Origin of the sequence: Galbibacter mesophilus, from assembly GCF_023721415.1 — a bacterium.
Taxonomy (GTDB): Bacteria; Bacteroidota; Bacteroidia; order Flavobacteriales; family Flavobacteriaceae; genus Galbibacter; species Galbibacter mesophilus.
The window spans coordinates 122,443-144,185 of record NZ_JAMQVC010000005.1; the positions used below are offsets into that span (position 1 = coordinate 122,443).

The following is a 21,743-nucleotide window of genomic DNA, read 5'->3' on the forward strand; positions in this document are numbered from 1 at the left end:
TTGTTTGAAATTACTGAAAAAGAAAATGATTATTTTTTTCTTTATATAAAGAAGAAAACTAAGACATAGCCATAGCTACGTTTTCTTTTTATTCTGAAATAGAAAGTAAAAAAGGGCGTTTTAATGCAGTCATTTCAAATAGAAAGTGGTATAGTCTTGTAAAATGAAGAAATTTAACGAAGAATAATGGGATTGTTTAAGAAAAATCCTTTCGGACATATATTATTTTTAAAAAAGTGGCTCATTCGTGTTGCCGGGTTAATGACGCATAGACGTTACCGCGGTTTTAATGAGCTACAAATTGAAGGGTCGGATATTATTAGAAACCTTCCCGATACCAACGTGCTTTTTATTTCCAACCACCAGACCTATTTTGCAGATGTGGTGGCCATGTTCCATGTGTTTAATGCCAGTCTTAGCGGTCGTGATGATTCGTTAAAAGATGTAAGTTACTTATGGCAACCCAAATTAAATATTTACTACGTTGCCGCCAAAGAAACTATGAAATCGGGTTTGCTTCCAAAAATCATGGCGTATGCCGGTTCTATTAGTATAGAGCGTACGTGGCGATCCGATGGAAAAGACGTAAACAGGCAGGTAAAATTCAGTGATATTTCCAATATTAAAAAAGCATTGGATGATGGTTGGGTGATTACCTTTCCGCAGGGAACAACAAGACCGTGGAAGCCAATTAGAAAAGGTACCGCACACATTATAAAGCAATATAAACCCATTGTAATTCCTGTAGTAATTGACGGCTTTAGAAGGTCATTCGACAGAAAAGGACTTCGTGTAAAAAAGAAAGGAATTCTTCAATCGATGGTTATCAAAGAACCACTCGAAATTGATTATGATAATGAGTCGATTGCAGAAATTGTTGAAAAAATAGAATATGCTATCGAGCAACACCCTTCTTTTTTAAAGGTATTGCCAGAAAATGCCATTGCAGAAATGGAAGACCTCAATAAAACCCGTCAGTGGCAGTATTAATTACCATTTAGGATTTTTCTTTTCTGATGTTTTAGGTTTTCAATGTTTTTGTGAATTAAAACCATTTCCATTTTATTAAGTATCTTCGGGTTTTCGCAATTCATTTTATCATTTAACAAAAAACATCAATGGTTCGTAATTTCTTACTTACAGCCTTTTGGCTACTTTTCGTTATTGTTGCAACAGCACAAAAAAAATCCATTTCCGTAGCAGATTTCGATACTTGGAAACAAATTGAAAACAAACAACTTTCAGAAAATGGGAAGTTTTTGGTGTACGAATACAATCCCGGAATGGGAGACGGTACGCTGGTTATTACCAACCTTAGCAATGGCAATACAGATTCTATTCCTAGAGGGTACGGTGCTAAAATTAATGGAAATAGCAGTTTTGTGGCTTTCAAAATAAAAGCGCCTATTGAGGTTCGACGAAAAGAAGATACCAAGAAAACCAAGAAGAATAAAAAGAGTAAAGATACCTTGGCCATTTTTGTACTGAATTCTCGTAAAACCTTAAAATATGCAAACAATTACGGCTTTAAATTACCAGAAGAAGGGGGTAATTGGTTGGCATACAAAACTGTAGTAAAAAAGGAAAAGGATTCCTTGCTGAAGGAAAAAGATTCGCTTAAACAGGATAAAAAGAAGAAGAAAACCGAAAATGATACGCTTTTGGTGGCTTTTAATCCTATTTCCTTAGACAGTTTGGTGTTCAAGAATACGGCAGATTATACTTGGGCAAAATCAGCAAACCAGTTGCTAATCACTTCCGAAGAAAAAGATTCTATAAAGACTACGTCCCAGCTTGTAAAGTTTAATGCTGAAGCTAAAAAGACGGATACCGTTTTTACTTCGGAAGGTATTTTTAAGAAAACGGTTTTGGACAATTCCGGAAGCAAATGGGCATTTTTACGTTCTAAAGACACTAGTGATGTCAAAAATTATGAACTTTTTACAGGGTCAAATTCAAATACGAAAGCACTTTCAAAAGAAAAAATAGACGGACTCCCAAAAGGGTGGTTACCTTCGGAAAATCAAGATGTTTATTTTTCTGAAGACAGTAAACGTTTGTATTTCGGGACAGCAGAAGCGAATATTGAACATCCAAAAGATACCCTTCTAAATGCGGAAAGGGCAAAGCTCGATGTTTGGTCGTGGACCGACAAGGAGCTGCAGCCCATGCAAAAAGTAAATCTTAAGAAAGACCAGAATAAAACGTATTTGGCGGTGTATGATTTCAGCAAAAACAGCGCTGTACAATTGGCAGATACGTTGGTGCCTTCGGTTAGGGTATATAAAGAAGGAGATGCCAAATTTGCGATTGGTAGCAGTAACGAAGCCTATAAAAGAGCCGCTTCGTGGTCGGCTTTGTTTCTAGATGACTATTATTTAATTAATACCGAAACTGGCGAGAAATCTAAACTGGTTGATGGGCAAAACAATGTTTGGTTGGGGCCTGCACAAAAGTACGCGGTGTATTACAACCGATTAGACAGTATTTATTATTCTATAAATCTTTCTAACAAGCAAAAAATAGCCTTAACCACTTCTGTTGAAGTTCCTTTTTATGATGAACGAAACGATACGCCAAGCGAGCCAAGACCTTATGGAATAGCAGGTTGGACAGAGAACGACGATGAGGTGTTTATTTACGACCGCTATGATATCTGGCAAATAGACCCTTCCGGAAGTAAAGCACCCGAAAATGTAACTTCAAATGGTCGGGATACCAAAACGGTTTACAGATATCTTCAGTTGGATGAAGAAGAAGAGTTTATCCTTCCGAAGAAAACATTGGTATCTGTTTTTAATGAAGAAACAAAAAAAGCTGGTTTTGCATTTGCTAATTTGCTCAACAAACGCGCGCTCAAAAGCATTGTTTTAGATGATTTCCAATATGGTAATCCGATGAAAGCGAAAAATGCAGAAACACTCGTTTTTACAAAAGAATCGTATACCGTATATCCAGATTTATGGCAGACCGATATAGCTTTTAAGAATCCAGAACAGGTTACCCAAGGGCAAAAACAGCTGAATCAATATAAATGGGGAAAAGTTTCCCTAGAAAGTTGGACGAATTATGACGGAGTAAAACTACAGGGACTACTATATATTCCAGAGGATTTAGACCCGAATAAAAAATACCCGTTGGTGTCTTATTTTTACGAACTGAAATCGGATTCTTATCACCAGTTTTATCACCCTACACCCAGTAGATCTACCATTAATAAAATATTTTACCCCAGTAACGATTACGTAGTGTTTATCCCAGACATTATTTATAAAGAAGGCTATCCCGGCGAAAGTGCTTACAATTGTATTGTGAGTGGTATCGAGGCCATGGAAGCAAAATACAGTTTTATAGATAGCAATAATTTGGCTTTGCAGGGACAGAGTTGGGGTGGTTACCAAACTGCTTACATTATAACTAAAACCGATAAGTTTGCGGCCGCTATGGCTGGAGCACCTGTGAGTAACATGACGAGTGCTTATGGCGGAATCCGGTGGGGTAGCGGTATGAGCAGAATGTTTCAGTACGAGCACACGCAAAGTAGGATTGGCGGTACCCTGTGGGACAAATTGGATTTGTACATGGAGAATTCCCCACTGTTTAAAGTTCCGGAAATTACCACTCCGCTTCTTATGATGCACAACGACGACGATGGCGCAGTGCCTTGGTACCAAGGAATTGAGTTCTTTGTTGCACTCCGCAGATTAAACAAGCCCGTTTGGATGCTATCCTACAACAACGAACCGCATAATTTAAAAGGGGAGAGCTGGGGGAACCGAAAAGATTTATCTATACGAATGATGCAGTTTTTCGACCATTATTTAAAAGACAAACCAGCCCCAGAATGGATGAAAAAAGGCAGACCTGCCGTGGAAAAAGAATTTAATAAAGGGTATTAAATCGCTATTCTGTAAAGCGCTTTAACTTAAAACCACAGAGGTCGGACTTTCTTGAATGTCCGACCTCTTTTTTTTAACTGAAAATTACTTTCCCCTAACTTTGTTTTACGTACTGCCTACCGAAGTTTACTTTCTTCTAACTGAGAATTACTTTTTAGTAACTTCATTTTACTTTTTACTTACTGAACCTTGCTTTTTTGTTACTGAAGATTACTTTCTAGCTACTTTATTCAACTTTCTTCCAACTGAAGCTTACTTTTTGTCAACTCAAACTTACTTTCTTTCAACTGAAATATACTTTTTAATGACCAAAGATTACTTTTTTCTAATTAATAAGTCATGTCGACTAAAAGGAGACATCACGTACACCTTCTCCCCAGCTGAGCGTGACTTCTCATTACATTCGAAGTGACTACTGCGTCATGTCGACTGCAGGGAGACATCACATAAACCTTCTTCCCAGCTGAGTGTGACTTCTAGTGACTACTGCGTCATGTCGACTGAAAGGAGACATCACATAGCACTGGTGCCAAGGAGTGTGAGTCTTATCTGCAGACGTTTTCAGTCAACATCAAATCCAATGAAAATTGTAAGCTTTGTTTTTTTACACCTCTATTTTCTTTAGTTCTCGGTAGTTTCTTTTTAGACGTTTCATTAGTATTCCGTAGAGCAAATAATAAATACCCAAGAACAAACCAACAATAATGGCGGTAGAAACAATAGCAACTACAAAAATTACTAAATAGTCTTTCGTTTCGGCGCCGCTTACAAAGCTATCCCAACCGCCTTGTTGCTGTATAGAAACGTAAACAATAGTTACAATGCCCAATATTCCTGCAAAGCTGATATTAAAAACAATGTAGTGGCGTACAGTACGTCTTGCTTTTATAATACTTTCCAACAATCCCTTAACGGAGGATGTTGTGGAAACCCTTCGGTAATTTTTATAAAACTTAAATATGAAGTAAAAGATAACCAAGACAGAAGCGTAGGTTAACCAATTCAAGAACGTTGGCATTGGAAAGTCTTTTTCAAAAGAGGGGTGGTAAAAAATACTCAATAAAATGCCTATGCCTAGCTCGATTAAGCTAATGTAAAATATCCATTTAATGGAAGAAGAAGATTTCTTCCATAGCATGGCATAAATAGCTTCATAGGATAACTTGGGAAGCTCCTTTTCCTTCTTCTGCCAATCTTTCTTTAAAAATTCTAACTCGTCCATTAGGGGTTCAATATATTTTTAAGTTTTGTTTTAATCCTGTTCATCTTCACGCGTGCATTTACCTCAGAAATTCCCATTGTACTTGATATTTCTTTATAGTTTTTGTCTTCCAAATAGAGAAAAACAAGCGCCTTTTCAATATCGTTCAATTGCTTGATTGCGTCGTACATTAAGGCAAGTTGTTGTTCCTCGGTATCATCATAAGCGGTTGATTTGACTTTGTGTACAACGGCATCGAAATCTTGTGTACGTATTTGCCGTTTCGATTTTCTGTATAACGTAATGGCTGTATTCAATGCAATTCGGTACATCCATGTGCTAAACTTGGCATCACCCCTAAACTTTGGGTAAGCTTTCCAAAGCTGTATGGTAATTTCCTGAAATAAATCGTTATGAGCATGGGCGTCATCAGTATAAATCTTACATATTTTATGCACGATATTCTGATTTTCCTCTAGCTCCTTAACAAAATTATGTTCCAGTTCCTTTGTCACTAACAGTTTGCTTTCTGATATAGTTAGTAGCTAAAGATAATGGTTTGTTACAATTTTTATATAGGATTCAATGATATGTGTGGTAATTATTTATTGAGACGGGAGACGGGAGACGGGAGACAGAAGTCAGGGGACGGGAGTCAAGAACCAAGAGTCATGAGTTTTAAGGATTGATAATGTCATTAGAAATACAATTCACGTAAATTAGAAAACCTATAAAAGATTAATTTTCTTAAAAATTATTGATGAATTTGTAGCGATGTACCATCGTCTTTCAGCTTTTCGATGGATTTTTATTACGAATTGTAAAGAGATACCTTTAACTTTGAGAAAACACAAATTGCTATGAACATTCCACGCACAAGCGACCCAAGGGTTGTAATAATCGGTGGTGGGTTTGGAGGTATTGCCTTGGCAAAAAAATTAGCCAAACAAGATGTGCAGGTGGTACTCTTGGACAAACATAATTACCATACCTTTCAGCCGCTTTTATATCAGGTTTCTACTGGCGGATTAGAGCCCGATTCTATTGCCTATCCAATTCGTAAAATCCTTTCCAAGTATCCTAATTTCTTTTTCCGATTGGCTAAAGTGGAAGGCGTAAACACTAGCGAAAAAGTGTTGGATACCGACATCGGTCAGTTAAAATACGATTATTTGGTATTGGCAACTGGCTCTCGAACCAATTTCTTCGGAAATAAGGAAATGGAAGCCAATAGCATGATTATGAAAACGGTTCCCGAAGCGTTGAATCTTCGTAGTTTGATATTGCAGAATTTTGAGGAGGCCTTACTTACCGATAGTTTGGATGAGCGGGATGCATTAATGAATTTTGTTATTGTTGGTGCAGGACCGACGGGTGTTGAATTGGCAGGTGCTTTGGCCGAAATAAAAAAGGGTATTTTACCCAAAGACTACCCCGATCTCGATACCAGAAGAGCACAAATTAATATTGTTCAATCTGGGGATGTCATTTTAAAAGGAATGAGTGCAAAAGCTTCCGAAAAAGCAGAAAAGTTTTTGGAAGAACTTGGTGTGGATGTTTGGAAAAATACAAGAGTGATCGGTTATGATGGAAATCTAGTCACCACTACTACCGACCTCACTTTTAGAACGGCGACCTTAATTTGGGCGGCAGGGGTAAAAGGTCAAACTATTAAAGGTTTGGACAGTACAGATTTTGTTACCCATAGTAATAGGATTTCAGTAAATGAATTTAATCAAGTAAAAAGTTTTACCGATGTTTTTGCCATTGGGGATGTTGCCTGTATGATATCCCAGGATTTATTAGGGGGGCATCCAATGGTAGCCCAGGTGGCGTTACAACAAGGCTCTCATTTGGGAGATAATTTGCTCCGTATTTTTAATGAAGAACCATTACAGCCTTTTAAATATAAAGATAAAGGAACTATGGCAACTATTGGGAGAAACAAGGCTGTGGTAGATTTACCTCGATTCCGTTTTCAGGGAGTGTTTGCCTGGTTCGTTTGGATGTTTGTTCATTTATTCTTTCTAATTGGATTTAGAAACCGAATGGTGGTCTTTGTAAACTGGGTGTATAATTACGTCCGTTTTGATAGGGAAGCCAGATTAATTATTCGTCCTTACAAAAAACCTAAAGCAAAAGTGATTCCGATTGAAGCGGCAAAATCAAAAACTTAAATATATCGAATAAAAAATGTCACCCTTCGACTCCCGATGCTTCGGGACAGGGTGACATTAATATATTTCTGAAAGAAATAATCTTTCTTTAAAGGATTTTCTGCTTACGAAACTGCCTTTAATTTGTTTACAGTAACTTTTGTTAATTTGTCTTCCACATAATCTTTGTCCACTACCAATTTGTCTTCGGAAGTGCTTGGAAGCTCAAACATGGCATCAGTTAGAACTGTTTCACAAAGTGAGCGTAACCCCCTTGCACCCAATTCATACTCAATAGCTTTTTCAACAATAAAATCTAATGCTTCATTGGTGATTTCAAAAGTAATGTCATCCATTTCAAACAGCTTTGCGTATTGTTTGATAATGGCATTTTTTGGTTCCGTTAAAATGGAACGTAGGGTTTTTGCATCCAACGGATCCATGTGCGTAAGAACAGGTAAACGCCCAATAATTTCTGGAATTAAACCAAATTCCTTTAAATCCTTCGGAATGATATATTGTAAAAGGTTTTCACGGTCTATCATGTCCTTTTTGGCAACGCTGTATCCAACGGCTTGCATATTCAGCCTTTTCGAAATATGCCTGTCAATCCCATCAAAAGCACCTCCAGCTACAAAAAGAATGTTTTCAGTATTTACTTCAATAAATTTTTGGTCGGGGTGTTTTCTTCCTCCTTTTGGCGGAACATTAACCGTCGTACCTTCCAATAATTTTAGTAAAGCCTGCTGAACACCTTCCCCAGAAACATCTCTGGTAATAGACGGGTTATCGCTTTTACGGGCAATTTTATCAATTTCATCTATAAAAACAATACCGCGTTCGGCCTTTTCCAAATTATAATCCGCTGCCTGAAGAAGACGGGTTAAAATACTTTCCACATCTTCCCCAACGTAACCAGCTTCTGTTAATACCGTAGCATCTACTATTGCTAAAGGAACATTCAACATTTTGGCAATTGTTTTTGCCATGAGGGTTTTACCGGTACCGGTTTGCCCTACCATAATAATGTTACTCTTTTGGATTTCGATATCTTCTTTGGAAGCAGGTTGCAACAATCTTTTATAATGATTGTAAACTGCAACAGACATTACTTTTTTGGTAACATCTTGCCCTATGATAAACTGATCTAGGTATTCCTTGATTTCTGCCGGTTTCTTTAAAACCAACTCAGAAGATAATTCGGTATTTTTATTCTGTTGCGATTCTTCTAATACAATTCCATGTGCTTGTTCTATGCAACGGTCACAAATATGGGCATCCAAACCTGCGATAAGCAAATTGGTTTCCGATTTTTTCCGTCCGCAAAACGAGCATTCTAATTCTTCTTTCGCCATCTTAATTTAGTTACGTAAGCAATTTGCTTACATTCGCATTAGTTTTAAGGTATTTATAAAATTATTTTTCCCTAATCAATACTTCATCAATCATACCATATTCTTTGGCTTCCTTAGCCTTCATCCAATAGTCGCGGTCACTATCTTCCGTAACTTTTTCCATGCTTTGACCAGAATGTTTTGCGATGATTTGGTATAATTCTTCTTTAAGTTTTAAAATTTCCCTTGCTGTAATTTCAATATCACTAGCTTGTCCTTGTGCGCCACCCAAAGGTTGGTGAATCATTACACGGCTATGTGGCAAAGCAGAACGTTTCCCTTTTTCACCTGCGCATAGAAGCACTGCTCCCATAGAGGCAGCCATACCGGTACAAATAGTGGCTACGTCTGGTTTAATGTATTGCATGGTGTCGTAAATACCCAACCCTGCATAGACACTTCCGCCAGGGGAATTAATATAAATTTGAATGTCTTTTGAGGCATCTGCACTTTCCAAAAACAGCAATTGCGCTTGAATAATATTTGCTACTTGATCATTGATGCCAGTCCCCATAAAGATGATTCTATCCATCATTAAACGAGAGAAAACATCCATAGCAACCGCATTCAATTGGCGCTCCTCAATAATGTTTGGGGTTAGTCCTACAGGGGTTACAGCGCTCACCAGCTTGTCGAAATACATGCTGTTAATACCTCTGTCTTTGGTTGCAAAAGCCTTAAATTCTTTTTCTATGTTCATAAATTTTTTATTCCTGTTTTTAGTACGTAAAAAGGCGTTGAACTTACAGTTTAACGCCTTAAATATACTTAATTTATTTTATAAGGATTTACCCATAAACCTCTTTAACAAAGTTTTCATAGGTAACTTCTTTGGCTTTTAAATTGGCTTTTTCCTTGTAAAGATTTACCAATTTTTCGCTCATTATTTGTTCAGATAATCTTTTAGCCTCTTCTTGATTTGAAAGTACTCTACTAGAAATGTTTTCTAATACTTCTTCCTCTGGATCTGTTTGCCCGAATTGAGCCATTTGCATACGAACGTAGTTCTTAGCGAATTCTTTCAACTCATCATAACTTACTTGAAGGTCGTTATCTTTCATGATTTTCCCTTCAATAAGTTGGTATCTCAATCCTTTTTCGGATTTTTCGTATTCTTCGCTAGCTTCCTCATCAGAAAGTTCTTTTTCACCAGTTACTTGGATCCATTTCTTTAAGAAATCTGCTGGAAGATCGAATTTAGTATTTTCTACCAAATACTCGGTAATATCGTTCAAAAGCTTTTGATCTGCTTGCTGTGCGAATTGTTTTTCAGCGTCTTCTTTAATTTTCGCTTTCATTTCTTCTTCTGAAGTAACAACACCTTCGCCGAAAAGCTTATCGAACAATTCTTGGTTGAGTTCGGCAGCTTCTCTTTTGTTAATCTCGTCGATGCTAAAAGTAACTTCAATATCCAAATCGCTGGCATCTTCTTGATCAACCTTTAGCAAATTCACTAAATCTTGATCGTCTTCAAACAAACTTTTCGTTTTAAGCTCAAGCGTATCGCCTACCTTAGCACCTACAAACTTGTTAAGGTTTCTTTTTCCTTTAAGTTTGTCTAATGTGAAAGTCACGCGGTTTTCAATTTCTTTTTCTTCATTTTTAAAAACTCCTGTAACTTCACTTTCCTCGGTAACTTCGTCTTGAGAGATAAGTTTTCCGTACTGTTTAGCAATTCTATCTATTTGCTCATCAATCATTTTATCGTCTGCAACGATTTTATATTGAGTGATAGGCTTTTTAGTGTTTAGATCTACATCAAATTCTGGAGCAAGTCCTAACTCAAATTCAAAAGAAAAGTTATCAGCGTTCCAATCTAAATTATCCTGAGCTTTTGGAAGTGGATTTCCAAGAACGTCCAATTTTTCTTCCGTAAGGTATTTGTTAAGCGAATCTTGTAACAATTTATTTACTTCGTCTACTAAAACCGCTTTCCCATACTGTTTTTTAACCAATCCCATAGGAACATGCCCTTTTCTAAATCCAGGGATGTTCGCATTCTTACGATAATCAGTTAAAATTTTATCTACTCTTTCGCTGTAATCCTCTTTGGTAATAGCAACTTTTACTATTGCATTTAAGTCGTCAATTTGCTCTCTTGTAATATCCATTCTAAAAAAATATTTAATAGCCCGTAAATGGGCATGCAAAAGTAAAACATTTTCAAAAGGTAACCAAGTTTTTAAAAGGCTGAAAAACAAAATATTAATTTTTATTTAACAGCCTTCCTAGTTTGAATGTTTAGAATGAAGTTTTTTAAGGAATAAAAATGGTTTTCTTGCTGAAATTATTAATCGGCACCAACAAGCGAGTCGAAAATGGATTGTAAAACCGATAATAACAAACTGAACAATAGTGCCCACCAAATGTTGCTAACAGCGAAACCACTCACAAAGTAATCTGCCAGTAAAATGATGATGGCATTGATAATGAGTAGGAACAAACCTAAAGTAATAATGGTAACTGGAAGGGTTAGGATGACAAGAATTGGTTTTACAATAAAATTAAGTAATGCGAGTACAATAGCAACAATAATTGCAGTACCGTAACTTTCTACTCCTACGCCCGGCAGGATCTTGGCCAAGATCACCACTGAAATGGCGGTAAGTAGTATTCTAATAATGAATTTCATAATTGATGATTTTGTTGAATTTGAGTATTAAAGATATAAAAAAAGCGCCTGTAGGTAACAGGCGCTTTTAGGAAATAATATTTTTTTATAACTCTATTCAACAAAAATAGTAGTATAGGCGCCAGGATTTACTTCTGGTACTTCAGCTCCATACGTTTCATTGATGCTTGCAATGATGGCATTTGCGATAACCGCATAACCTCTCGCAGTTGGGTGTACGCCGTCTAAAGAGAATGCGCCGCCAGTGGCGTAGGTGTTGGTTATAGTTCCGCCATCAAAAGAAATACCGCCACTTGCCAACTGGTTCATTAATGTTTCAACATCTACAAAAGCCAAACCGTTTTGATCTGCCAAGGCTTTAATAGTTGTATTATAGGCAGTTTGTGCAGTAAGTACTTCTGTTTGCTCGCTTGGCGTTAAAACATTGGCGTCTTCCAACGGATAGGTTACAGCCACCGTGTTGAAAGGTGCTGGAATACCTTCTTGCGTCGTTCCAATGAGTGATGATGTTGGTAGTGTTACTAAATCTTCAGCAGTAGCATGTCTTGCCTGTCCATAAAGACTTGCCATTAAAGCTGCCTGCTGCGGAGGTATTCCGTTAGCTATTAATGCTGCGTTCAACTGTGCCTCAAGATTTGTTAGATTTTCATCTTTAATCATCACCGGGTTTGGCGCGGTAGCACTTAGCAGCACCACACGATCACCGGCTCCAAAAGCAGTAAGGATTTGCTTTAATGGACCAATTAATTCTTGATTTAATTGATTTACAGTAGCCTGGTCTAGCGGAACAGGATTGTGAGGAACCGTTGTGAAATATGGAATAGTTGTAACATTTGGAATGTTGCAAACTACACCTTTCGCATCGTTTTGGGTTAACGCTCCTAAAAGATCACTATATGTTTTTGCAAATACGTTCGGGTCGGTGATATCGTTCGAACCGTAGGTGGTAGGATCTAGATTTCCAGTTTGATTTGTACCAACACCACCAGAAGTTGCGTATCCTAAGATATCGTTGTTTCCAATCCACAGAGAGAAAAATGTTGGATTTTGAGCAACGGCGTCTGCAATTACGGTAGCTTCTGGAGAAGAAGCCATTCTTATAAAATAAGGGTTAGCAGTACCTGCTTGTAAATTGGCAATGTTTCCATAGCCTGGAGCTCCTAAATGAAAACTTTTTGCTCCGGGAACCCCCATATTGTTAAATGGACCTTCAGCAACATTTGTGATGTCCGTTGTTGGTGTTGCTGCAAGAACAACTGGATTTGTTTCACCAGTTTCAGAAACTTGAATTACCCTTCTATTTTCTGCAATTTGGTTTCCGTTTGCTAATAAACCGCCTGTGTTGTCATTTACCAATGGCTGGTTAAACTCGCCACCTCCCACAAGTGAAAATTGAGAAGCCAAAATGCTCGGGAATGAATTTTGTTGTCCGTATAAATAAAGTGCCCCATCAGCATAGCCAGCTGTTAAGGAGTTTCCAACAGCAACGAAATTTGAGAAATCTGCTTCCCCGCTTGTGTAAAAGCCTTGTTCGTTTACAGGATCGTTAAATTCTGGCTGACATGCTGTTAACGTAGCTGCCGCCGCAATAGATATATATAATAGTTTTTTCATTTTCTTAAATAGTTAGCGTTCATTAAAATCCGTAAGTGATTCCTAAGCCTGGGATAAAAGCGTTGTTTTTGTAAGTACCTTCAAATGGAACATTTTGTCCATTCTCTTGATAAAAGTTATAAGACTCATATACTTCATCGAAATGAACGTACAGGAAGGAAGCATCCAATGCGAAACGTTCGCTAATTTTAAAGGTAAAACCTCCAGTAAAGTTGTTGGAGTCGTTTCTTGGAGTTTCTGGAGCGAAATAACCAGATCGAACAGGAGACTCATCAAAATAATAACCACCTCTCAAAGTGAAACGTTGTGTTGCTTTGTACTGTAAACCAAAACGGTAAGTTGATGCATTTTTGTAGTTACGCGGATTTAAAGATTCTTCGCCGTTGCTAAAAATAACATCCAATGCTTCGTAAGCATTCCAGTAAGCACGGTTATAATCAAAAGCAACTAACCATTTTTCGTTGATGGCGTAAGAAGCTCCCACTGTTAATTCAGCAGGTAAAGGCAGTTCCGCATCAAAAGTTACATTGTTAAACATACCGTTCATGTTTCCTCCTTGAGGAATGTTTTGGAAATCGGCTTCTCCGTCTTCAGCCGTCATATCGATTTCAGAACGGTAATTTACACCAATAGTAAATTTTTCTGTTGGACGTAGCATCATACCAAGAGTGTATCCCCAAGCAGTGATACCGCTGTCGTCTATAGTCACATTAGCGCGTTCTCCTTCAAGGTTTGTAGTAGTTCTATCAATATTTCTATTGAAGTTAACCGCTCCCATGGCCAAAATAGGACCACCACCGAAACTTAATTTTTCGTTTACACGAATGGAAACAGTAGGTTGGAAATAAACAGCAGAAAGGCTTATGTCGTTCACCAAATGGGATCCTTCCCAGTCGGTTGGATATTCAACTCCACTTCCATAGGGAGTATAAACTCCAAGACCTACACTTGCCCAGTCGTTTATTTTATAGGCGGCATATACATTAAATGGAGTGGATACACCGTTGTTGTCTTCCGTATACCATCCGTATTGTTCATTTTGAAAACTAATGTTTGCAAAAACGGCATTCGCTCCTGCACTAACCGTAAATTTTTCGTTCAAGAACGTTAAACCGGCAGGGTTGAAGAAAACCAATTCCGAAGAATTTATAACAGCAACACCTGTATGCCCCATGGCAAGTTGTTTTTGTCCCTGTAACGCAATTCGGTAACCTCCAGCATAAGTAAGGGCACTAGTAAGCAAAACCATTGCCAATAGCGTAATTTTTTTCATGTATTTGTTTTTTGAATTTATGAATTTTAGCATTTCAAATTTATAACAATATTATTTATATGCAATTTTGAGTAGCCTCACATTTTGAATTCACTAAAAAATTAACATTTGACTATTTGAAAAAGGAAATGGATTTAGAAAAGAACTGTTTCGGGTTTTCTGCATGTAGCCAATGGCCAGCATTATCTACTGTTTCTATCGTTGCTTTCGGAAAATGATTAAGTATCAAATCGTTATCATTTGGTGAGATGTATTCAGATTTGGACCCTCTTAAAAATAAGGTGTTTCCGTCGAAGGTCTTTTGGGAAGGAAGTGCTTCGCCAATTTCCTCCTGTGCCTCACTTAAAACGGGAAGGTTAAACCGGAAGGCCAATGTTTCTTTTTCTTTCCAGTACAGGTTTTTTAGTAAAAATTGACGGGTTCCCCAATCGGAAATATGTTTTGCGAGCGCCTCATCGGCTTCTGTCCGTGAAGAAATATTACTGAAATCCAATGCTTGGAGTCCGTTAATAATCGCTTGGTGATGTGGTGGGTAGTATTTAGGAGCGATATCTGCAATTAACAATTTTTCTACGGAAGAAGGGTTGGAGACGGCTAGTAACATAGCTACTTTCCCGCCCATGGAGTGCCCAATAATGTTTACTTTTCCTAAGTTTTTTTCTGAAATATAATATAAAACGTCCTTAACCATAAGCTCATACGAAAAATCGTCAGAATGGAAGCTTCGTCCGTGGTTCCGAAGATCTAAAAGATGAACTTCAAAGCCTTCTTCAGCATATTGGCTTCCCAGTGTTTTCCAATTGTCGGACATTCCCAAAAAGCCGTGAAGGATAAGCAAAGGTTTCCCTTCGCCCATTATTTTAGATTTTAATAGCTGCATTGTTTAGTTTTTAAGGTTCAAAGTGAACTAATTTCTATTTCAACCGCTGCAAATACATTTGTACTACATTTTCCAAGCCCAGATATAAAGATTCTGCGATGAGAGCGTGACCAATGGAAACTTCCAATAAATTCTGGATGTTTTGTTTAAAGTATTCGGTGTTTTCCAGATTTAAATCATGACCCGCATTTATTCCCAATCCTACTTTATTAGCCACTTCGGCGGCTTCAATGTAAGGCTTGATGCCATTTTTGTTGCCCTTTTCAAATTCACTGGCGTAGGCTTCGGTATATAGTTCGATGCGGTCTGTGCCTGTTTTTGCGGCTCCTTCCACCATTTTTTGGTCTGGATCCACGAAAATAGATGTTCGTATATTGTTCGATTTAAATTCAGCAATAACATCCACTAAAAAGTCTTTGTGCTTCAAAGTGTTCCATCCCGCGTTGGAAGTAATAGCATCAACAGCATCGGGGACTAGTGTAACTTGAGTGGGTTTTACCTCCAGCACCAAATCCATAAAACTTTTAATTGGGTTTCCTTCAATGTTGTATTCAGTGTAAACTACGTCTGGCAAATCCCTCGCATCCTGATACCGGATATGTCTTTCGTCGGGACGGGGATGAATAGTAATGCCTTCTGCACCAAACTCTTGTATGTCTTTAGCGGCTTTTAATAGATTAGGCACATTTCCGCCCCTTGAATTTCTAAGGGTTGCAATTTTATTTATGTTTACGCTTAACTTGGTCATGATAATTAGATTGAAATATCATACAAAAATACGAAGTCAGTCTCCATGGAACAAGTTGTTCATCAGATATCGAAAAAATAATAGCTTTAGCACTTCTTTGTGTCCTTTTGTGCATTAAAATGATTAATTTGCCAAAGAAATGAAGCTTGCTATGAATTTACATTCTTACATAAATAACGATATTTTGCCGCTTTTGCCCAATTATCCGGTGAAAATGGTAAGAGGTATGTTTTCGGATTGTACGAATACCCACATCCCGGTAGTGGAAGATAATAGGTTGCTCGGGAATATTTCCGAAGATGATGTGCAGGGCTTTGATCCCGATAAAAAAGTAAACGATTACCTGTATGCCTTAGATCTATTTTTTGTGGACAAAAACACGAATTGGTTGGACGTTTTGGAAGCATTTGCCAAGTACAACGCCAATGTGTTGCCTATTTTAGATGAAAATAAAATGTACGTGGGCTATTACGATTTAATAGACATTATGAGTTTGTTTAAGGAGACACCTTTTCTAAATGAACCTGGTGGAATTTTAATTGTAGAGCGTGGGCACAATGATTATTCTTTTAGTGAGATTTCGCAAATTGTAGAAAGTAACGACGGAAAATTATTGGGCGCATTTATTTCTGAAGATCAAGACGATGTTACTCAAATAACGATGAAGATCGGTGGCGTGGGACTCAATAAAATTATTCAAACCTTTAGGCGATACAGCTACAATATTATAGCTGGTAACGAAGAAGATTCATATTTGGAAGGACTTAAAGAGCGGTCGGATTATTTGGATCGTTTTCTGAAGATATAATTTTTCCAATTTAAAAAATCTTTAAAATCTCAAAACTCAGCAATAAAACAGAGCGAATGAAAGTTGGTGTTTACGGTCAATATTACAAAGACGATTCAGAAGAATATATCTTAAAATTGTTACAGGTTTTACAGCGGAATAAAGCTGAAGTCTATATAGAAGCCGCCTATCTCGATCAAATAAGAGAGCCTTTGCAATTAAAGGAAGAGTATAGGACTTTCGCCGCTTTTGAAGATCTCGATAACTCATTTGATATTTTTTTTAGTGTTGGTGGCGATGGGACCATGTTGCGAACTGTTCTGTTTGTGAGGGATTTAGATATTCCTATTTTGGGTATCAACGTAGGGAGGCTTGGTTTCTTAGCAACGGTACAAAAAGACAGTCTCGAAAAATCAATTGAGGAGGTCTTGGTAAACGGATTTGAGGTAAAGGAGCGGGCCCTATTGCAAATTACCAATGCTACTGTGGAAGACCAGACCGAAGTCAATTTCGCATTAAATGAAATCGCGGTAAGCAGGAAAAACACCACGTCTATGATTACCATTGCCACTTGGCTGGACGGAGAGTATCTGACCTCATATTGGGCAGACGGATTAATAGTTGCCACTCCAACGGGTTCTACAGGTTATTCCTTAAGTTGTAATGGCCCTGTAATTGCGCCGAGTACCGATGCATTTGTTTTAACGCCTATTGCCCCACATAATTTGAATGCACGCCCTTTGGTGATTCCAGATAAAACTAAAATCCGATTAAAAGTTTCAGGGCGAGAAGATACCTTTCTGGTTTCTTTGGATTCACGAATAGCCACTTTAAAAAATGAAACCGATATTTATATCGAGCGAGCACCCTTCAACATAAAACTGGTAGATCTTAAAGATGAAAGTTTTTTAAAAACATTGCGCAATAAACTGCTATGGGGTGAAGATCGTCGTAATTAAGGCAATGAAAACAATAAATTCCCACAAATTTTGTTTTAGTACCACATTCATTTCAATGATATTACCCATAAAATATCATAATGTATATATTTGCAAACTTTGAAACCTATGAACTTTAAAATCTTAACCATTGCGTGTATGTTAATTTCCAGCATGTCTTTTGCCCAAATGTTTGAGGTAGGAGCTTTTGTTGGAGGTAGTAATTATATTGGAGATGTAGGGTCTTCTAGATACATAAACCCAAATGGTTTTGCAGCAGGAGGGTTGTTTAAGTGGAATGTGAGTCAGCGTTACGCTTACAGGGCTTCTTTTACATTTTCAACATTGCATGCTGCAGATAGAGATTCTAATAGTTCAGCAAGGCAACAAAGGGATTATAGTTTTTCCAATGGCGTTGTAGAAGGCTCTTTGGGAATGGAATTTAATTTTGTTGAATTCGATTTAAGCGATTTTTCAAGATCGGTTACGCCCTACATATACGGAGGGGCTTCGGTAATTTTACATGATGAATTATATTATGTAACCAATAATGCTGAAGTATCTGGAGAAAAAGCTACATTTGCAATCCCTATGGCGCTGGGTATTAAAGGTAAAATAGGCAGGCGTTTTGTGCTGGCGGCAGAAGTTGGCGCGCGCTATACTTTTACCGATAATTTAGACGGAAGCAATCCGAATACGCTTCTGCCTAATAATGATGATTTGAAGTTTGGAAATATCTTTAGCGACGACTGGTACGTTTTTTCCGGTGTTACTTTAACGTACACCTTTGGGCAACGGCCATGTTACAGCTGTTATGATTAATGCGTAATGAATGAAGAGTTAATTAATAAGGAAAACTTACCAAAACATATAGCCATTATCATGGATGGTAATGGGCGATGGGCTAAGCAGAAAGGGAAACTTCGGGTTTTTGGTCATGAAAATGGTGCAAAAGCCGTGAAAGAAGTGGTGGAAGGTTGTGCCAAAGTTGGTATAAAAAACTTAACCCTGTATGCTTTTTCTACTGAAAACTGGAGCCGACCAAAATTGGAGGTCGAAACCCTTATGAAGCTACTCGTATCTTCGCTTAGAAAAGAACTTCAAACCTTGTTGGAGAATAATATTAGACTGCGTGCCATTGGTACCTTGGAAACGCTACCAAAAAAAGCACAAAAAGAACTTTTGGAAGTAATTGAAAAGACAAAAGACAATTCCCGCATGACACTAACTTTAGCGTTAAGCTATGGCGCAAGGGAAGAGTTGAAAAATGCTGTGCTACAGCTTTGTAGTAAAGTTAAAAATAACATAATTTCTATAGATTCTATTGACGAATCAACAATTAATAATCATCTTTACACGCAAAATTTGCCAGATGTAGACCTGCTTATTAGGACAAGCGGGGAGCATCGAATAAGTAATTTCTTACTTTGGCAAATTGCCTACGCCGAGTTGTATTTTACAGAAACACTGTGGCCGGATTTTACCAAAGAACATTTATGGGAAGCAATAATAAACTATCAAAATAGAGAACGGAGATTTGGAAAGACGAGCGAACAACTTAACTAAAAATATCATGTTAAATCGATATTTGGGTATTTTTATAGTACTACTAACTTTTACAAACTTCACTACCGCTCAAGAAACTACTTTTGATAAAGGAAAGAAGTATATCCTCGGTGGAATAGAGGTAACAGGGGTTAAAAGTTTTAACAAGCAAACGGTAATTACTTATACTGGATTACGAACGGGACAAGAAATAACCGTTCCCGGAGAGGAGATCAGTGATGTAATAAATAAACTTTGGGGACTTAACCTTTTTAGTGATATCAATTTCTACAAAACACGGGTAGAAGGCAATAAAATTTTCTTAGAATTGAATGTAGTGGAACTTCCCACACTTTCCGACGTTAAAATCACAGGTATTAAAAAGAAAAAGGTGGACGATGTTCAGAAAGATGCCGATCTTAAAAAAGGAAAAAAAGTAACGGAAAGTTTTATTACCGACACCAAAAATTACTTGGTTAACAAATACAAAAAAGAAGGCTACCTTAACACCAAGGTGAACATAAACACTGTTCCTGATACTACGGAAGCCAATGCAGTAAAAATGGTGGTGGCTATAGACCGTGGGGAAAAAGTGAAAATTGATGAAATTCGCTTTCAGGGTAACGAACAATTAAAAGACAAAAAGCTTAAAAGCGCTATGAAAAATACCAAAGAAAAATTCTTTGGTCGTTTTTGGAAAAAATCAAAATTTATACCTGAGGATTTTGAAACGGATCTTACTTCCATCATAGACGCTTACAAAGAAAATGGATACCGTGACGCGCGTATTACCAAAGATTCTATTATCTATAACGATGACAATACCATCGATATTGAAATTGACTTACAGGAAGGAGATCGTTATTACTTCGGTAATATCGACTTTGTGGGTAATGCAGCGTACACAGATGAAATGCTTGGTAAATACCTCGGTTTAAGTAAGGGCGATGTTTACAACGGTGTTTTGTTTGACAAGCGTATCGACGATCAAACAAAACCAGACGGTAGAACTATTACCAACCTTTATCAAAATAATGGATACTTGTTTTCTCAAATAAATCCAGTAGAGGTTTCTGCTAAAAATGATACCATCGATTTTGAGGTAAGAATTATTGAAGGGAAATTGGCCTATTTCAATAACGTGAGTGTTTCTGGAAACGATAAAACGAACGACCACGTGATTTATCGAGAATTGAGAACCAAACCAGGTGAGCTCTATTCTAAAGATAATGTGGTAAGAACTATTCGGGAATTGGGACAATTAGGTTATTTCGATCCGGAGAGTATCAGTCCTGAAATTTTAGATCCAGATCCACAAGCGGGAACGGTTGGAATAAACTATGCAGTGGAAGAAAAAGGTTCCAGCCAAATCGAACTACAAGGTGGTTATGGTGGAGGTGGTTTCATTGGTACTCTAGGTTTATCATTTAATAACTTTTCCATTAGAAACATTTTTAATAAAGATGCTTACAAGCCGGTACCAATGGGAGATGGGCAACGTTTATCATTGCGTTTGCAAGCGAGTAGGTTTTTCCAGACGTATAGTTTTTCTTTTACAGAACCGTGGATGGGAGGTAAAAAACCAGTACAATTCTCTACATCGCTTTCAAGAACACTTCAGTTTAGATATAATCCTAGAACAGGAGATGCCGATAAAGATCAACGTTTCGTAATTACGGGAGCAACCGTTGGTTTGGCGAAGCGTTTGCAATGGCCAGACAACTATTTTCAATTGTCGCATGCATTGAGTTTCCAGCATTATGACCTTCAGAATTATAACACATCGTTATTTACATTCGGAGATGGATATTCAAACAACTTGGCATATACCATAGCACTTTCAAGGAATAATACATCGGTAAACCCAATTTTCCCGATGGCAGGATCTAATTTTAACATCAGCTTGAAATTGAGTCCGCCTTATTCCTTATTCAACGGAATAGATTATGATAAATTAGGAGAAGATCCAGAATTCCAACGTATCAATGCGCAAGGTGAAGTAGTTCCAGATCAGGCAAAAATAGATCAGGAAAGGTACAAATGGCTAGAATTTTATAAAATTGAGTTTACGGGAGACTGGTACACGAATCTGGTAGCAAAATTGGTATTGAAAACAAGTGCACAGCTTGGGTTCTTAGGAGCTTATAATGACGATAGAGGAGTGATTCCTTTTGAGCGTTTCTTCTTAGGAGGAGATGGTTTAGGTAATTTCACTTTGGACGGAAGGGAAAATATTGCCTTGAGAGGATATCCAAACCAATCCCTTTCCGGAGTGGATGGATCAACGGTTTACAATAAATTCTCATTAGAATTACGTTATCCAATCACATTAAAACCCACTGCATCTATTTATGCGTTGAGTTTCCTAGAAGGAGGTTCCGCTTATGATAATTTCCAGACCTATAATCCGTTTAACTTAAAAAGATCTGCCGGAGCTGGGGTTCGTATTTTTATGCCCGCTTTTGGATTGTTAGGGATAGACTTCGGGTATGGATTTGATCCTATTCCAGGAAGAATTGAACCTAGTGGATGGCAAACACACTTTATTATCGGGCAGCAATTTTAAGTTTTGGCACGATATTTTCTATGCATAAAATGTTTTTATTCGGAACATTTGCAAAGAAAAGTTGATAAGTAAGAAAATTTTGTTTTCTTCGTAATTGGAAAACAAAACTT

Annotated in this window: 18 protein-coding genes; 8 read left to right on the forward strand and 10 right to left on the reverse strand. The window is 37.5% G+C overall.

The features are described from left to right. The first annotated feature begins 186 nt into the window (after window positions 1-186). Window positions 187-990 (forward strand): lysophospholipid acyltransferase family protein, encoded by an 804-nt coding sequence (locus NDQ75_RS15085; protein WP_202029813.1) that lies wholly within the window; start codon window positions 187-189, stop codon window positions 988-990. Window positions 991-1,118: 128 nt separating this feature from the next. After that, window positions 1,119-3,899 carry a prolyl oligopeptidase family serine peptidase gene (locus NDQ75_RS15090; protein ID WP_202029812.1) on the forward strand — a complete coding sequence of 927 codons (2,781 nt, stop codon included), beginning with the start codon at window positions 1,119-1,121 and terminating at the stop codon, window positions 3,897-3,899. Between the two features lie 604 nt (window positions 3,900-4,503). Here the strand turns inward: NDQ75_RS15090 and NDQ75_RS15095 are convergent. Then, a complete protein-coding gene (locus NDQ75_RS15095; protein WP_202029811.1) occupies window positions 4,504-5,121 on the reverse strand; it encodes a hypothetical protein in 618 nt (205 codons plus the stop codon). After that, a complete protein-coding gene (locus NDQ75_RS15100; protein ID WP_202029810.1) occupies window positions 5,121-5,615 on the reverse strand; it encodes an RNA polymerase sigma factor in 495 nt (164 codons plus the stop codon). The genes NDQ75_RS15095 and NDQ75_RS15100 overlap by 1 nt, the downstream gene beginning before the upstream one ends. Before the next feature lie 345 nt (window positions 5,616-5,960). On the opposite strand from NDQ75_RS15100, the gene NDQ75_RS15105 reads away from it, so the two are divergent. Further along, window positions 5,961-7,277, forward strand: a complete 1,317-nt coding sequence (locus tag NDQ75_RS15105) for an NAD(P)/FAD-dependent oxidoreductase (RefSeq protein WP_202029809.1) — start codon at window positions 5,961-5,963, stop codon at window positions 7,275-7,277. Window positions 7,278-7,381: 104 nt separating this feature from the next. Here the strand turns inward: NDQ75_RS15105 and clpX are convergent, their stop codons facing one another. The 8 genes from clpX to NDQ75_RS15145 all read right to left on the reverse strand — a co-directional run bounded on the left by clpX (window position 7,382) and on the right by NDQ75_RS15145 (window position 15,797). Then, window positions 7,382-8,611, reverse strand: coding sequence for an ATP-dependent Clp protease ATP-binding subunit ClpX (clpX, locus tag NDQ75_RS15110; RefSeq protein ID WP_202029808.1), 1,230 nt, complete (start codon window positions 8,609-8,611; stop codon window positions 7,382-7,384). A gap of 61 nt (window positions 8,612-8,672) precedes the next feature. Beyond that, window positions 8,673-9,350 carry an ATP-dependent Clp endopeptidase proteolytic subunit ClpP gene (gene clpP, locus NDQ75_RS15115; RefSeq protein ID WP_202029807.1) on the reverse strand — a complete coding sequence of 226 codons (678 nt, stop codon included), beginning with the start codon at window positions 9,348-9,350 and terminating at the stop codon, window positions 8,673-8,675. An 88-nt stretch (window positions 9,351-9,438) separates the two neighbouring features. Then, window positions 9,439-10,761, reverse strand: coding sequence for a trigger factor (gene tig, locus NDQ75_RS15120; protein WP_202029806.1), 1,323 nt, complete (start codon window positions 10,759-10,761; stop codon window positions 9,439-9,441). 179 nt (window positions 10,762-10,940) lie between these two features. Further along, on the reverse strand, window positions 10,941-11,282 hold the full coding sequence (locus NDQ75_RS15125; protein ID WP_202029805.1) for a phage holin family protein: 342 nt from the start codon (window positions 11,280-11,282) through the stop codon (window positions 10,941-10,943). A 93-nt stretch (window positions 11,283-11,375) separates the two neighbouring features. Further along, window positions 11,376-12,896 carry an SGNH/GDSL hydrolase family protein gene (locus NDQ75_RS15130; protein WP_202029804.1) on the reverse strand — a complete coding sequence of 507 codons (1,521 nt, stop codon included), beginning with the start codon at window positions 12,894-12,896 and terminating at the stop codon, window positions 11,376-11,378. 22 nt (window positions 12,897-12,918) lie between these two features. Beyond that, complete coding sequence (locus NDQ75_RS15135; protein WP_202029803.1) at window positions 12,919-14,169, reverse strand: OmpP1/FadL family transporter; 1,251 nt, start codon at window positions 14,167-14,169, stop codon at window positions 12,919-12,921. A 112-nt stretch (window positions 14,170-14,281) separates the two neighbouring features. After that, on the reverse strand, window positions 14,282-15,049 hold the full coding sequence (locus NDQ75_RS15140) for an alpha/beta fold hydrolase (RefSeq protein WP_202029802.1): 768 nt from the start codon (window positions 15,047-15,049) through the stop codon (window positions 14,282-14,284). A gap of 34 nt (window positions 15,050-15,083) precedes the next feature. After that, window positions 15,084-15,797 (reverse strand): pyridoxine 5'-phosphate synthase, encoded by a 714-nt coding sequence (locus NDQ75_RS15145; protein WP_202029801.1) that lies wholly within the window; start codon window positions 15,795-15,797, stop codon window positions 15,084-15,086. A gap of 151 nt (window positions 15,798-15,948) precedes the next feature. Here NDQ75_RS15145 and NDQ75_RS15150 point away from each other — a divergent pair, with 151 nt between their 5' ends. From NDQ75_RS15150 to bamA, 5 genes are all read left to right on the forward strand, one after another. Next, window positions 15,949-16,605, forward strand: a complete 657-nt coding sequence (locus NDQ75_RS15150) for a CBS domain-containing protein (protein WP_202029800.1) — start codon at window positions 15,949-15,951, stop codon at window positions 16,603-16,605. 56 nt (window positions 16,606-16,661) lie between these two features. Next, window positions 16,662-17,543, forward strand: a complete 882-nt coding sequence (locus tag NDQ75_RS15155) for an NAD kinase (RefSeq protein ID WP_202029799.1) — start codon at window positions 16,662-16,664, stop codon at window positions 17,541-17,543. A 108-nt stretch (window positions 17,544-17,651) separates the two neighbouring features. Continuing rightward, on the forward strand, window positions 17,652-18,344 hold the full coding sequence (gene porG / locus NDQ75_RS15160; RefSeq protein ID WP_202029798.1) for a type IX secretion system protein PorG: 693 nt from the start codon (window positions 17,652-17,654) through the stop codon (window positions 18,342-18,344). 6 nt (window positions 18,345-18,350) lie between these two features. Then, window positions 18,351-19,088 (forward strand): isoprenyl transferase, encoded by a 738-nt coding sequence (locus NDQ75_RS15165; protein ID WP_202029797.1) that lies wholly within the window; start codon window positions 18,351-18,353, stop codon window positions 19,086-19,088. Between the two features lie 7 nt (window positions 19,089-19,095). After that, window positions 19,096-21,633: an outer membrane protein assembly factor BamA gene (bamA, locus tag NDQ75_RS15170; RefSeq protein ID WP_202029796.1), complete on the forward strand. Its 2,538-nt coding sequence runs from the start codon at window positions 19,096-19,098 to the stop codon at window positions 21,631-21,633. Window positions 21,634-21,743 lie beyond the last annotated feature (110 nt).

Coding starts and splice junctions, on each gene's coding strand:
- NDQ75_RS15085 (WP_202029813.1), top strand. CDS start 187: ATGGGATTGTTTAAGAAAAATCCTTTCGGACATATATTATTTTTAAAA.
- NDQ75_RS15090 (WP_202029812.1), top strand. CDS start 1,119: ATGGTTCGTAATTTCTTACTTACAGCCTTTTGGCTACTTTTCGTTATT.
- NDQ75_RS15095 (WP_202029811.1), bottom strand. CDS start 5,121: ATGGACGAGTTAGAATTTTTAAAGAAAGATTGGCAGAAGAAGGAAAAG.
- NDQ75_RS15105 (WP_202029809.1), top strand. CDS start 5,961: ATGAACATTCCACGCACAAGCGACCCAAGGGTTGTAATAATCGGTGGT.
- clpX (WP_202029808.1), bottom strand. CDS start 8,611: ATGGCGAAAGAAGAATTAGAATGCTCGTTTTGCGGACGGAAAAAATCG.
- clpP (WP_202029807.1), bottom strand. CDS start 9,350: ATGAACATAGAAAAAGAATTTAAGGCTTTTGCAACCAAAGACAGAGGT.
- tig (WP_202029806.1), bottom strand. CDS start 10,761: ATGGATATTACAAGAGAGCAAATTGACGACTTAAATGCAATAGTAAAA.
- NDQ75_RS15125 (WP_202029805.1), bottom strand. CDS start 11,282: ATGAAATTCATTATTAGAATACTACTTACCGCCATTTCAGTGGTGATC.
- NDQ75_RS15130 (WP_202029804.1), bottom strand. CDS start 12,896: ATGAAAAAACTATTATATATATCTATTGCGGCGGCAGCTACGTTAACA.
- NDQ75_RS15135 (WP_202029803.1), bottom strand. CDS start 14,169: ATGAAAAAAATTACGCTATTGGCAATGGTTTTGCTTACTAGTGCCCTT.
- NDQ75_RS15140 (WP_202029802.1), bottom strand. CDS start 15,049: ATGCAGCTATTAAAATCTAAAATAATGGGCGAAGGGAAACCTTTGCTT.
- NDQ75_RS15145 (WP_202029801.1), bottom strand. CDS start 15,797: ATGACCAAGTTAAGCGTAAACATAAATAAAATTGCAACCCTTAGAAAT.
- NDQ75_RS15150 (WP_202029800.1), top strand. CDS start 15,949: ATGAATTTACATTCTTACATAAATAACGATATTTTGCCGCTTTTGCCC.
- NDQ75_RS15155 (WP_202029799.1), top strand. CDS start 16,662: ATGAAAGTTGGTGTTTACGGTCAATATTACAAAGACGATTCAGAAGAA.
- porG (WP_202029798.1), top strand. CDS start 17,652: ATGAACTTTAAAATCTTAACCATTGCGTGTATGTTAATTTCCAGCATG.
- NDQ75_RS15165 (WP_202029797.1), top strand. CDS start 18,351: ATGAATGAAGAGTTAATTAATAAGGAAAACTTACCAAAACATATAGCC.
- bamA (WP_202029796.1), top strand. CDS start 19,096: ATGTTAAATCGATATTTGGGTATTTTTATAGTACTACTAACTTTTACA.